Origin of the sequence: Methylobacterium sp. GXF4 (assembly GCF_000272495.1) — a bacterium.
Lineage (GTDB): Bacteria > Pseudomonadota > Alphaproteobacteria > Rhizobiales > Beijerinckiaceae > Methylobacterium > Methylobacterium brachiatum.
Genome location: NZ_AKFK01000053.1, coordinates 110117 through 122425 on the forward strand (window position 1 = coordinate 110117; position 12309 = coordinate 122425).

General features: G+C 69.1%; 10 protein-coding genes and 1 pseudogene. 6 read left to right on the top strand and 5 right to left on the bottom strand.

The features are described 5' to 3' along the window. Window positions 1–12: 12 nt before the first annotated feature. The 4 genes from WYO_RS10740 to WYO_RS10755 all read left to right on the top strand — a co-directional run bounded on the left by WYO_RS10740 (window position 13) and on the right by WYO_RS10755 (window position 4094). Window positions 13–1149 carry a CaiB/BaiF CoA-transferase family protein gene (locus WYO_RS10740; protein WP_007562181.1) on the top strand — a complete coding sequence of 379 codons (1137 nt, stop codon included), beginning with the start codon at window positions 13–15 and terminating at the stop codon, window positions 1147–1149. A 206-nt stretch (window positions 1150–1355) separates the two neighbouring features. Next, window positions 1356–2105 (top strand): glucose 1-dehydrogenase, encoded by a 750-nt coding sequence (locus WYO_RS10745; protein ID WP_007562183.1) that lies wholly within the window; start codon window positions 1356–1358, stop codon window positions 2103–2105. A gap of 8 nt (window positions 2106–2113) precedes the next feature. Next, window positions 2114–3262 (top strand): acyl-CoA dehydrogenase family protein, encoded by a 1149-nt coding sequence (locus tag WYO_RS10750; protein WP_007562185.1) that lies wholly within the window; start codon window positions 2114–2116, stop codon window positions 3260–3262. Window position 3263: 1 nt separating this feature from the next. Continuing rightward, window positions 3264–4094 carry a MaoC family dehydratase N-terminal domain-containing protein gene (locus tag WYO_RS10755; RefSeq protein WP_007562187.1) on the top strand — a complete coding sequence of 277 codons (831 nt, stop codon included), beginning with the start codon at window positions 3264–3266 and terminating at the stop codon, window positions 4092–4094. A 293-nt stretch (window positions 4095–4387) separates the two neighbouring features. Here the strand turns inward: WYO_RS10755 and WYO_RS10760 are convergent, their stop codons facing one another. Together WYO_RS10760 and ade are read right to left on the bottom strand one after the other, a co-directional pair. Beyond that, window positions 4388–4813 (bottom strand): organic hydroperoxide resistance protein, encoded by a 426-nt coding sequence (locus tag WYO_RS10760; RefSeq protein ID WP_007562189.1) that lies wholly within the window; start codon window positions 4811–4813, stop codon window positions 4388–4390. Window positions 4814–4900: 87 nt separating this feature from the next. Continuing rightward, window positions 4901–6622 carry an adenine deaminase gene (gene ade / locus WYO_RS10765; RefSeq protein ID WP_007562191.1) on the bottom strand — a complete coding sequence of 574 codons (1722 nt, stop codon included), beginning with the start codon at window positions 6620–6622 and terminating at the stop codon, window positions 4901–4903. A 146-nt stretch (window positions 6623–6768) separates the two neighbouring features. Between ade and ilvD the strand changes: the two genes are divergently transcribed. Then, window positions 6769–8598, top strand: coding sequence for a dihydroxy-acid dehydratase (gene ilvD, locus WYO_RS10770; protein ID WP_007562193.1), 1830 nt, complete (start codon window positions 6769–6771; stop codon window positions 8596–8598). A 223-nt stretch (window positions 8599–8821) separates the two neighbouring features. Here the strand turns inward: ilvD and WYO_RS10775 are convergent, their stop codons facing one another. The 3 genes from WYO_RS10775 to WYO_RS10785 are packed head-to-tail and all read right to left on the bottom strand — an operon-like array spanning window position 8822 to window position 11555. Then, window positions 8822–9502, bottom strand: coding sequence for a GDSL-type esterase/lipase family protein (locus WYO_RS10775; protein ID WP_007562195.1), 681 nt, complete (start codon window positions 9500–9502; stop codon window positions 8822–8824). 6 nt (window positions 9503–9508) lie between these two features. After that, the gene (locus WYO_RS10780; RefSeq protein ID WP_007562197.1) at window positions 9509–10540 is read right to left on the bottom strand and encodes a hypothetical protein; all 1032 of its coding nucleotides are present in this window, start codon (window positions 10538–10540) and stop codon (window positions 9509–9511) included. 43 nt (window positions 10541–10583) lie between these two features. Further along, complete coding sequence (locus WYO_RS10785) at window positions 10584–11555, bottom strand: GDP-L-fucose synthase (protein WP_007562199.1); 972 nt, start codon at window positions 11553–11555, stop codon at window positions 10584–10586. Between the two features lie 273 nt (window positions 11556–11828). On the opposite strand from WYO_RS10785, the pseudogene WYO_RS32025 reads away from it, so the two are divergent. Then, window positions 11829–12309, top strand: a pseudogene (locus WYO_RS32025) (hypothetical protein); the annotation flags it as partial.

The window sequence follows — 12309 nt, forward strand, 5'->3', positions numbered from 1 at the left end:
TGAGGAACCGGGATGCGCGTGAACCGGCCGTTGCAGGGGCTGACCGTTCTCGCCCTGGAGCAGGCGGTCGCTGCGCCCTACTGCACCTCGCGGCTGGCCGATGCCGGCGCCCGGGTGATCAAGATCGAGCGGCCGGAGGGGGATTTCGCCCGCGGCTACGATTCCGCCGTCAACGGGCTGGCGAGCTACTTCGTCTGGCTCAACCGCGGCAAGGAGAGCCTGGTCGCCGACATCAAGGACCCGGACGATGCCCGCCTGCTGCACGCCATCCTCGAAGAGGCCGACGTGTTCGTGCAGAACCTCGCCCCGGGCGCGGCCGCCCGCGCCGGCTTCGGCTCGGCGGACCTGCGGACGCGCCACCCGCGCCTGATCACGGTCGATATCTCGGGCTACGGCGCAGGCAACGCCTACAGCGACATGAAGGCCTACGATCTGCTGGTGCAGGCCGAGAGCGGCATGGCCGGCATCACCGGACACCCGGCCGGCCCGGGCCGCGTCGGCGTCTCGGTCTGCGACATCGCCTGCGGGATGAACGCCCATGCGGCTGTGCTGGAGGCGCTGATCGCCCGTTCCATCTCCGGCGAAGGCTGCGCCCTCGAGGTCAGCCTGTTCAGCGGCGCGGCCGACTGGATGAACGTGCCGCTCCTCTACTTCGAAGGCACCGGCCGGGAGCCGAAGCGGGTTGGCCTGGCCCATCCGTCGATCTCGCCCTACGGCGCCTATCCGACTGCCGACGGCAGCCTCGTGCTGATCTCGATCCAGAACGAGCGCGAATGGGCGCGCTTCTGCGATTCGGTCCTGGGCGAGCCGGATCTCGCCCGGGCGGATAATTTCGCTTCGAACAACGATCGGGTGGCCAACCGCGCCGAGGTCGATTTGCGGGTCGGCGCCGCCCTGGTGCGGCTGAGCCGCGACGAGGCCGCCGCCCGCCTCAAGGCCGCCGGAACCGCCTACGGCTTCGTCAATACCCTGGCCGACCTCGCCACCCATCCGGCCCTGGTCCGCGCCGAGGTCGAGACCTCGGCGGGGACCGCCCGCATCGTCGCGCCGCCGGTCCTGATCGACGGCGAGGTTCGCGCGCTCGGCCGCGTGCCGGATATCGGCGAGCACAGCGCGCGGATCCGCCGGGAGTTCGGAGCTCGGGAGTGAGGGCATGTCGGACCGGAAGACCCACATGCGACCTCATCTTGAGGTGCTCGCGCGAAGCGCGAGCCTCGAAAGAGGCCTCGAGATGCCGCCGCGATCCCTGGAGGGCTCCTTCAAGGCGACCGCTGCGCGTCCGCACCTCAGGATGAGGGGAACTCGGATATCAGTGAACGCTGAACGACTGAGGCAATAAAATTCGGGAGGAAACCATGAGACTCGACGGAAAGATCGCGCTCGTGACAGGCGCCGGGAGCGGGTTCGGCGCGGGTATCGCCGAGCGGTTCGCCGCCGAGGGGGCGCGGGTCGCCTGCGTGGATATCGACCGGGCGGCGGCCGAGCGGGTTGCTGCGGGCATCGGCGCGAACGCCATCGCGATCGCCGCGGATGTCGGATCGGCCGCCGATGTCGAGGCCAGCGTCGCCGAGACCCGGGAGCGGTTCGGCATCCCGCACATCCTGGTCAACAATGCCGGCACCACGCACCGCAACAAGCCGCTGCTGGAGGTGACCGAGGACGAGTTCGACCGGGTGTTCCGGGTGAACGTGAAGTCGATCTTCCACTACGTCCGGACGATCGCCCCGCTGATGCGTGACCAGGGCGGGGGCGTGATCCTCAATGTCAGCTCGACGGCGGCGCTCCGGCCGCGCCCGGGGCTGACCTGGTACAACGCCTCCAAGGGGGCGGCGAGCCTCGCCTCGAAGTCGCTGGCCCTCGAGTTGGCGCCCTGGAAGATCCGGGTGAACGCCCTCTGCCCGGTGATGGGCGCGACCGCCCTGCTCGAGCATTTCATGGGCGTGCCCGACACCCCGGAGAACCGCGAGAAATTCATCGCGACGATCCCCCTCGGGCGGATGTCGCGGGCCGAGGACATCGCCGCCGCGGCGCTGTTCCTGGCCTCCGACGAGGCCGAATTCATCACCGGCGTCGACCTGCCGGTCGATGGCGGCCGCACGGCCTGAGGCGCGCGATGGAAGCCTATACCGAGATCCGCGAGGCGGTCGCCAAGCTCTGCGCCGGGTTCCCCGGCCCGTACTGGCGCGCGCTCGACCGGGAGATGGCCTACCCGACCGAGTTCGTGAACGCGCTCACCGCGAGCGGATACCTCTCCGTCCTGATCCCGGAGGAATATGGCGGCTCCGGCCTGCCGCTCTCGGCCGCCGCCGCGATCCTGGAGGAGGTCCAGCGGGCGGGCTGCAACGGCGGGGCCTGCCACGCGCAGATGTACACGATGGGCACGCTGCTCCGGCACGGCTCGGAGGCCCAGAAGGCGGCCTATTTGCCGGCCATCGCCGAGGGCCGCCTGCGCCTCCAGGCCTTCGGGGTGACCGAGCCGACCTCCGGCACCGATACCGGCAGCCTGAAGACCACCGCCCGGCGCGAGGGCGACCAGTACGTCGTCAACGGCCAGAAGATCTGGACCAGCCGGGCCGAGCATTCGGACCTGATGCTGCTCCTGGCCCGCACCACGCCCAGGACCGACGGCATGAAGCGCACCGACGGCCTGTCGGTGCTCCTCGTGGACATGCGGGAAGCGATCGGCAACGGCCTGACCATTCGGCCGATCCGCACCATGATGAACCACGCCACCACGGAGGTGTTCTTCGACAACCTCCGGGTTCCGGCCGAGAACCTGATCGGCGAGGAGGGCAGGGGCTTCCGCTACATCCTGTCCGGCATGAATGCCGAGCGCATCCTGATCGCCGCGGAATGCGTCGGCGATGCCAAATGGTTCATCGACAAGGCGAGGGCCTACGCGTCGGACCGGTCGGTGTTCGGCCGGCCGATCGGCGCCAACCAGGGCGTGCAGTTCCCGATCGCCAAAGCCTACGCCAACATGCGCGCCGCCGAGCTGATGGTCCGCGAGGCGCTGACCCTCTACGAATCCGGCGCCAATCCGGGCGCGGAGGCCAACATGGCCAAGATGCTCGCCGCCGACGCCTCGTTCGAGGCGGCCAATGCCTGCATCCAGACCCATGGCGGGTTCGGCTTCGCCGAGGAATACGACATCGAGCGCAAGTTCCGCGAGACGCGCCTCTACCAGGTCGCGCCGATCTCCACGAACCTGATCCTCGCCTACCTGTCCGAGCACGTCCTCGGCCTGCCGCGGTCGTACTGACATGACCGAGCTCACCGACTGGATCGGCCGCACCCGCGAGACCTCGGACCTCGTCACGCCGCGCCTGCTGGCCGAGTTCCGCGCGACCTTCGCGCCCCATCTGGCGCCGAGTCCCGGGGGTACCGCGCCGCCGGCCCTGCACTGGTGCCTCGCCCCGGAGACGCCGCCCGCCGACGCCCTCGGGCCGGACGGCCACGCGGCCAAGGGCGGGTTCCTGCCGCCGGTACCGCTGCCGCGACGGATGTGGGCCGGCGGGCAGGTCGAGACGCTGGCGGAGTTGCGCGAGGGCGACCTCGTCACCCGCACCGAGACCGTGCGCGACGTGGCCTTCAAGGAGGGGCGCAGCGGCCGGCTCTGCTTCGTCACCGTCGAGCACGCGGTCGCCACGGCGCGCGGGCCGGCGATCCGGGAACGGCAGGACATCGTCTACCGGGAGGCCGCCGGGGCGCAGAGCGGCGCGGGGTCGGTCGCCGAGCGCGACGACGCGGCAGGCTACGAGCAGGTCTGGGCCGTGCCGGCGACGCCGACGCTGCTGTTTCGCTACTCGGCCATGACCTTCAACGGCCACCGCTTCCACTACGACCAGCCCTACGCGACCCAGGTGGAGGGCTACGCCGACCTCGTGGTCCACGGCCCGATCCAGGCGACGCTGCTGATGAACCTCGCCGCGACCCTGCTGGGGCAGGTGCCGCGGAGTTTCACGTATCGCGGCGTCTCGCCGATGACCGCCAACCAGATCTTTCGGGTCTGCGGGCGGCGGACGGGGGAAGGGTTCGAGGGCGTGACCCTGGATGAAGCCGGCCATGTCTGCATGCGGGCGCAGGCGGCTTGAGAATTTTTTTAGACCGTCCACTTTTGGGGACGAATCGCGTCGTCACCGCGAGCGTCGCGAAGCAACCCAGTGCAGCGCGCGATCTCGGACGGTAGCGCCTTCCTAGGTTGCTTCGCTGCGCTCGCAATGACGGGGAGGGCGCTGCCGACCCATAGATAACCCACCCACGACCTCATCCTGAGGTGGCGCCGCCTGGTCGCGCCCTCGAAGGAGGGCTCCTTCGAGGCGCGCGCTTCGCGCGCGCACCTCAGGATAAGCGGGAGGGTTGGAGAAGGGCCGAAAGACGGCCCGGCTCAGGCGAGCTTCAGGCCGACATCGACGTTGCCGCGGGTGGCGTTCGAGTACGGGCAGACCTGGTGGGCGGCGTCCACGAGCTTCTGCGCGTCGGCGCGGTCGAGGCCCGGAAGGCTGATCGTCAGGTCGGCGGTGATGCCGAAGCCGCCCTCGGAGCGCGGGCCGATGCCGACATCGGCGGTGACGCTGGTGTCGGCCGGAACCTTGAGCTGCAGGGAGGGGGCGACCGCCTTCATGGCGCCGAGGAAGCAGGCCGAGTAGCCGGAGGCGAAGAGCTGCTCCGGGTTCGCGCCCGGGCCGCCGGCGCCGCCGAGCTCCTTCGGGGTCGCGAGCTTCACCTCGAAGCTGCCGTCAGCGGTCTTGGCAGCGCCATCGCGGCCACCGGTGGCCGTCGCACTGGTGCGGTACTTCACGTCTACGGACATGGCGATCTCCGGTTACAGGAAGAGAGTCGGCATCTAGGGCCGGCGCATCCAACGCATAGTCCCGATGTAGATTGTGCGCAATCTATTTCACGGATCGATCAGCGCGAAACGGTCGACATCCACAAGGCCCTTGTCGGTGATCTTCAGGTGCGGGATCACCGGCAGCGGCAGGAACGCCACCTGCAGGAACGGCTCGGGCAGGACCACGCCGAGGCCGCGCGCCGCCGCCCGCAGGGTCACGAGCGCGGCGCGGATCGAATCGAACGGCAGCAGGCTCATCAGCCCTGCGACCGGCAGGGCGATCTCGGCGAGCACCCGGCCGCCCTCGACCACGACGAAGCCGCCCTCGATCTCGCCCAGCCGGTTCACCGCCACGGCCATGTCGGCATCGTCGGCACCGACCACTGTCACGTTGTGGCTGTCATGCCCGACCGAGGAGGCGATCGCTCCGCGCTTGAGGCCGAACCCCTTCACGAAGGCGACGCCGATGCCGTGCTCGCCCGGCGGGGTCTTCCCGTGGCGCTCGACCACCGCGACCTTGATCACGTCCTGGTCGAGGTCGATCCGGCGCTCGCCGTTCGCATAGGGCAGCGACAGGTCGTGCCGCAGGGTGATGATCTTGCCCGGCATCACGCCGATCACCGGCGTCGACGGCCCGGAGCCGGGGGCCGAAAAATCGGCCGCCGTCACCCGGCGCGCCCGCAGGCTGCCCCGGCCGATCGGCTGGATGGCCGGCCGATTCGCGAACAACGCATCCTCCACGAGCCGCCCGGCGCTGAACACCTGCGCGACCCGGCACTCCAAAAGATCGTCGAGTACGACGAGGTCGGCGCGCTGGCCCGGGGCTACGAGCCCGCGATCGTGCAGCCCGATCGCCCGGGCCGCCGACCACGACGCCGCCCGGTAGGCCGCCAGCGGCGGCGCGCCCAGCGCGATCGCCGTGCGGATGACGTAGTCGAGATGCCCCTCCTCGGCAATGTCGAGGGGGTTCCGGTCGTCGGTGCAGAAGGCCAGGAACGGAGCCGTGCGCTCGGTCAGGATCGGCGCCAGGGCGTGGAGGTCCTTGGAGACCGAGCCCTCGCGGATCAGCACGGTCATGCCCTTTGAGAGCTTCTCCATCGCCTCTTCGGGCGTGGTCGCCTCGTGCTCGGTGCGGATACCGGCGGCGATGTAGCCGTTGAGCGCGGTGCCGCGCAGCAGCGGCGCGTGGCCGTCGATCAGGCGGCCCTGGAACGCCGCGAGTTTTTCCAGGGCGCCTGGGTTCCCGGCGAGCACGCCCGGAAAGTTCATGAACTCGGCGAGCCCGATCACCTTCGGATGGTCGGCGAAGGGCAGCAGGTCCGCCGCGCCGATTCGCGCGCCCGAGGTCTCGAGGTGGTCGGTGGCCGGCACGCAGGAGGAGAGCTGGACCCGCAAATCCATCGCCAGGGTCTCGGACGAGGCCAGGAACCACCGGAAGGCGTCGGTGCCGAGCACGTTGGCCATCTCGTGCGGGTCGCACAGACCGGTGGTGACGCCGTGGGGCAGGACGCAGCGCTCGAATTCCTGCGGCGGCATCAGCGAGGATTCGACGTGGAAGTGGGTGTCGATGAAGCCCGGCACCACGACCTTGCCGGAGACGTCCACCTCGCGCCGGCCGCGATAGCTGCCGAAGGTGCCGACGATCCGGTCGCCGCAGATGGCGATGTCGGAGGCGACGAGGTCGCCGGTAACGAGGTCGAGGAAGCGCCCGCCCTTGAGGACGAGATCCGCCCCGGTCCGGCCCTGACCCTGGTCGATGGCCCGCCGCAGGAAATCCACTCGGTTCATCCTACGATTCGCCTCTCTCGCGTCCCGGTATCCGCCGGGAGCATGACACGGTCGCACCCGCTTGCGCGACGCTTGCAGCGGCGGCGCGGCGGGCGCAGAAGCCCCTACCTTTGAAAGATTCGCTTCTGAACCGATTGAACCGCGCGATGCCTGCCTATCGTTCCCGCACCACGACCCATGGCCGCAACATGGCCGGCGCCCGCGGCCTCTGGCGCGCCACCGGCATGAAGGACGGCGATTTCGGCAAGCCGATCATCGCCGTGGTCAACTCGTTCACCCAGTTCGTGCCCGGCCACGTCCACCTGAAGGATCTCGGCCAGCTGGTGGCCCGGGAGATCGAGAAGGCCGGCGGCGTCGCCAAGGAGTTCAACACCATCGCGGTCGATGACGGCATCGCGATGGGCCATGACGGCATGCTCTACTCGCTGCCCTCTCGGGAGCTGATCGCCGATTCCGTCGAGTACATGGTCAACGCGCACTGCGCCGACGCGATGGTGTGCATCTCGAATTGCGACAAGATCACCCCCGGCATGCTGATGGCCTGCCTGCGGCTGAATATCCCGACGGTGTTCGTCTCGGGCGGCCCGATGGAGGCCGGCAAGGTCCAGCTGCCCGGCATCGCTAAGAAGGTCGATCTGGTCGACGCGATGATCGCGGCCGCCGACGACCGGATCTCGGACGCCGATGTCGAGGTGATCGAGCGCTCGGCCTGCCCGACCTGCGGCTCCTGCTCGGGCATGTTCACCGCGAACTCGATGAACTGCCTGACCGAAGCCCTCGGGCTCGCCCTGCCGGGCAACGGCTCGGTGCTGGCGACCCATGCCGACCGCAAGCGCCTGTTCGTCGAGGCCGGCCACCTGATCGTGGACCTCGCGCGCCGGCATTATGAGCAGGACGATGCGAGCGTGCTGCCCCGCGCGGTGGCGAGCTTCCAGGCGTTCGAGAACGCGATGACGCTCGACATCGCCATGGGCGGCTCGACCAACACGGTGCTGCACCTGCTGGCCGCCGCCCACGAGGGCGAGGTGCCGTTCACCATGGCCGATATCGACCGGCTGTCCCGGCGGGTGCCGGTCCTGTGCAAGGTCGCCCCGGCGGTGGCTAATGTTCACATGGAGGATGTCCATCGGGCCGGCGGGATCATGGGCATCCTGGGCGAGCTCGACCGGGCCGGTCTGATCGACACGGGGACCGGCAACGTCGCTGCCGGGACGCTTCGTGAAGCGCTCGCTCGCTGGGACGTGCGCAGATCGACCAGTGCCTCGGTCCAAAACTTCTACCGCGCCGCGCCTGGCGGCGTGCCGACCCAGGTGGCGTTCAGCCAGGAATCCCGCTTCGACGAACTGGACCTCGACCGGGAGGGCGGGGTGATCCGCGATGCCGCCCATGCCTATTCGCAGGATGGCGGTCTCGCGGTGCTCTACGGCAACCTCGCCGAGCAGGGCTGCATCGTGAAGACCGCAGGCGTCGACGCCTCGATCCTGACCTTCGAGGGACGGGCCCGGGTGTTCGAGAGCCAGGACGCGGCGGTGGACGGCATCCTCAACGGCAAGGTCACTGCCGGCGAGGTCGTGCTGATCCGGTACGAGGGCCCGCGCGGCGGCCCCGGCATGCAGGAGATGCTCTATCCGACGAGCTACCTGAAATCGAAGGGCCTCGGCAAAGCCTGCGCGCTGGTCACCGACGGGCGCTTTTCCGGCGGTTCCTCCGGCCTCTCGATCGGCCACGTTTCTCCCGAAGCCGCGGAGGGCGGCCTGATCGGTCTCGTGCGCGACGGCGACACCATCGCCATCGACATCCCGGCCCGCAGCATCCGCCTCGACGTCGAGCCCGCCGAACTGGAGCGGCGGCGCGCCGAGCAGGATGCCGCCGGCTGGCAACCGGCGAGCCCGCGCAAGCGCAAGGTCAGCACGGCGCTGCGCGCCTACGCGATGCTGACCACCAGCGCGGCCCACGGGGCGGTGCGACGGGTGTGATTGTTTGCCTGGCCGGACAATCCTGAAGGCAGCGGCCATCGCTTAAAAAGCACTGTCATTCCGGGGCGCCGCAGGCGAGCCCGGAATCCAGAGCCGCGATCGGTGCAGGACTTGAGCCGTCGGCCGTTATGGATCCCCGGCTCCGCTTCGCGGCCCTGGAATGACGGGTTCGAAGCTTGAGCGGTGCTGCCACTTTGCAGGCGCGCGATCGGACCCGTTCCAGTTAGCGCAGCGCCAGCATGAGGGCTACGCCGGCGATTACGATGGCCGCCACGGTAGCCAGCATCGCAAGGTACTGGCCTTTGATTGGCGGCAGCCTCCCACCGCCGGACACCCGAGCCAAATCCACCGCTGGCGCCCGCCCCAGCGCCGACAGCATCAGCGGCTCGATCGCCTGGTAGCCGGCCGGGCTGAGATGCAGGCCGTCAGTGGTGTAGGCCCGGCGTAGCGCCCCGGATTCGTCGGCCAGCACCGCGTGATAGTCGATGAAGGTCGCGCCGTGCTCGTGGGCGTGGTCCCGCAGCCACGCGTTCACCGCGGCGATCATGGCCGGGGCGTCCGGGACCTCCGGGTTCCAGGGGATCCGGGCGGCCGGCATGATCGACCCGACCCAGGCTTTCACGCCCATCGCCCGGGCCTCGTCGAGCATGCCGGCCAGCGTCCGTGCGATCTCGTCGGCGGGGACGAAGAAGCCCTCGTTGCGACCGATATCGTTGACCCCGCACAGGAGATGAACCCCCTGCGCGCCGGTCTCCTCCAGGTCGCGGCGGAATCGCATGGTGATCCAGCGCGCCGTCTGGCCGGACCCGCCCCGCGGGATCAGGCCGTGGGCCGCGAAGGTCGCGGCGCGGTGGAAGCCCCAGGCCTCGGTGATCGAGTCCCCGATGAACACGATCGGCGTCACCGCGGCCTATCCCTCGGACGGAAGGCCGAGCACGTCCGCGACCTCCGCGGCCAAGCGGTCGGCCATCATCTGGCGGCCCTCGGAGGTGACGTGCACGATGTCGGTGAACAGGAAGCGGCTGTCGGATTCGAAGATCCGGCTGAGGTCCCGTGTCGTGAACAATCCCTGCGTCAGGCCATCCGCCTGGAGCCGGCCCAGCACCTGCTCGATCCGGGTGTATTGCCGGTCGAGATAGGCGAGGAATTCCCCCGAGGCCGCGCTCTGCTCGTCACCGATCCGCTCGGTCTTGCGGACGACCGCCGGCTGCAGGAGGAACCGCACCGGCGCGCCGATGCCGCCGGAGAGGCGGGCGAGGCGCTTCAACGCCAGCTCGAACTGACGCACCACCTCCCATTCCCAGATGTCCGACTGCCAGTTCGTCAGCGCCCGCAGGTTGTCGAGCCGGCCGAAGATCAGCGCCTGCAGGCTGTCGTAGGACAGATCCTCGGCCTCCGCATTTACCTTCGTCGTGTTGAAGAAGTAGTCGTACAGCGTTTCCTGGGCGAAGTGATTGTACGGATAGCCGGCACGCGGATCGAAGCTCCACGGCTGGAAGATGTCCGTGGCGCCACCCAGCACGAAGATCACGTCCGGCTGAAGGTCCATCAGCCGGGTGGTGATCAGCCCGATCATCTGGTTCAGGCAGGCCGAGGTCGCGCCGAAATTGTAGACGCGGGCGCCCTCGCCGTGGAGGCGCTTCAGCCCGGTCTCCAGGCGGCCCGGAATGGTGTCGGCGAAGACCTGGCCGTCGACCAGCGTACTGTCGCCGATCACGAAGACGCGCAGGGTCTCGGAGGCGGGGCGTGCCTCGGGATGGCTGTCGTTCCGATAGCCGAGCGCGTCGTAGCGCCAGCCCTGTCCCGCCGCCGACGCGAGCGGCTTGCCGGCGAACTGGGTGTAGGGCGCCGGGAAGCGGATGTTCGAATCGAACGTGTGGAAGTCGCGCAGGAACTTGCGCCGTCGCGCCTGCTCGGCATCGTCAGGGGCCCGCGGGGCCATGCTGGTTCTCCTGCCCGATTGGGATGTCCTGCCGCGGACGTGATCAGCCGCGCAGCGTGGCGTGGTTCTCGAGGAACCAGCCATAGGTCTGGCGCAGCCCCTGCTCCAGGCCGATTTCCGGCTGCCAGCCCATGGCGCGCAGGCGCGACACGTCCATCAGCTTGCGCGGCGTGCCGTCCGGCTTGGTCGCGTCGAACTCGAGCCGGCCTTCGTAGCCGATCACCCGCGCCAGGGCCTCGGCTAGCTCGCGGATGGTGCAATCCGCGCCGGTGCCGACATTGATGTGCGATAGGTCCGGCCGGGTGTTGGCGGCGTAGACCGCGTCGTCCAGCTCCATCACGAACACGCTGGCACGGGCCATGTCGTCGACATGCAGGAACTCGCGCATCGCCCGACCCGTGCCCCAGACCGTGACGGAGGGGCGGCCCTCCTGCCTCGCCTCGTGCAGGCGCCGCATCAGCGCCGGCAGGACATGGGCGTTCTGCGGGTGGAAGTTGTCGTTGGGCCCGTACAGGTTGGTCGGCATCACGCTGCGGTAGCGCCGGCCGTACTGCCGGTTGTAGCTCTCGCACATCTTGATCCCGGCGATCTTGGCGATCGCGTAGGGCTCGTTGGTCGGCTCCAGCAGCCCGGTCAGCAGCGCGTCCTCGCGCATCGGCTGCTCCGCGTGCTTCGGGTAGATGCAGGAGGAACCTAGGAACAGCAGCCGGTCGACGTCGCTCGTGTGTGCGGCGTGGATGAGGTTCGACTGGATCAGCAGGTTCTCGTGGATGAACTCGGCCGGGTAGGTGTTGTTGGCGTGGATGCCGCCGACCTTGGCGGCGGCGAGGTAGACCTGGTCGATGCGGTGCGTGGCGAAGAAGGCCCGGACCGCGGCCTGATCGAGCAGATCCAACGCCTGCCGGTCCGCCGTGAGGATCCGCTCGTAGCCCAGCTCGCGCAGCCGGCGCACGATCGCCGAGCCCACCATCCCACGATGGCCCGCCACAAAGATGGTCCTGTCCTGCCCGTCCATCACGCGTCCATTCCCTCCGGCCTGCGCTCGCTCGGCCGCTATACCCACGGTCGGGGTTGATATCGCTGCGAAAAGGCGGGTTTTCTGAGGCGATCGGACACGCCGGCACGGCTCGGCAGGGGAGGCCGCGCCGAACGCGAAGTTGCGATTACAAATACAACCGAAAGTTGATGTTAAGCATTCTACCAGAAGCTGTGTCTGTACCAGCCTAGCGCCCGCCGGACTTCTGGACCGCGGCGGGACCAGCAGGGCCGCACGGCAATGGAGTCTCAGATGCGTAAACTGACCGACGCCCTGACGGGGCAGCGGATCTCGAATGCTGCCCTGCGCCGGCCGGCCGGCCGCATCGCGCCCCTTCTCGCCAGCGCTCTGTTCGCGCTTCCGATGGTTGCGCCGGCGCAGGCACAACTTCTCCGAGGTGCCCTCGATACAACCGGAGGCGGTATTCTGGGAACTGGGATCTCGGTCGGCACCACCAATCCCGGGACGGGCATCCTCGGCACCGGCCTGAACGTCGGTACCTCCAGTGGCGGCGTCCTCGGGACCGGCGTGACGGTTGGCACCACGAATCTTGGTACCGGTGCCCTCGGTACCGGCTTGAACGTCGGTACCACCAGCGGCGGAATTCTCGGGACAGGCGTTTTGGTCGGGACGACTGGTCCAGGCGATGGGCTGCTTGGGACCGGACTCGTCCTCGGCACGGCGGGCGGCGGTGGAGGTACCGTTGGCGGCGGGGGCACCGTTGGGGGCGGCG

What these genes read in the sequence shown, in the direction of transcription:
- ade (WP_007562191.1), bottom strand. Translation starts at nt 6,622, where the DNA reads ATGAACCGAGTGGATTTCCTGCGGCGGGCCATCGACCAGGGTCAGGGC.
- WYO_RS10740 (WP_007562181.1), top strand. Translation starts at nt 13, where the DNA reads ATGCGCGTGAACCGGCCGTTGCAGGGGCTGACCGTTCTCGCCCTGGAG.
- ilvD (WP_007562193.1), top strand. Translation starts at nt 6,769, where the DNA reads ATGCCTGCCTATCGTTCCCGCACCACGACCCATGGCCGCAACATGGCC.
- WYO_RS10780 (WP_007562197.1), bottom strand. Translation starts at nt 10,540, where the DNA reads ATGGCCCCGCGGGCCCCTGACGATGCCGAGCAGGCGCGACGGCGCAAG.
- WYO_RS10750 (WP_007562185.1), top strand. Translation starts at nt 2,114, where the DNA reads ATGGAAGCCTATACCGAGATCCGCGAGGCGGTCGCCAAGCTCTGCGCC.
- WYO_RS10785 (WP_007562199.1), bottom strand. Translation starts at nt 11,555, where the DNA reads ATGGACGGGCAGGACAGGACCATCTTTGTGGCGGGCCATCGTGGGATG.
- WYO_RS10755 (WP_007562187.1), top strand. Translation starts at nt 3,264, where the DNA reads ATGACCGAGCTCACCGACTGGATCGGCCGCACCCGCGAGACCTCGGAC.
- WYO_RS10760 (WP_007562189.1), bottom strand. Translation starts at nt 4,813, where the DNA reads ATGTCCGTAGACGTGAAGTACCGCACCAGTGCGACGGCCACCGGTGGC.
- WYO_RS10745 (WP_007562183.1), top strand. Translation starts at nt 1,356, where the DNA reads ATGAGACTCGACGGAAAGATCGCGCTCGTGACAGGCGCCGGGAGCGGG.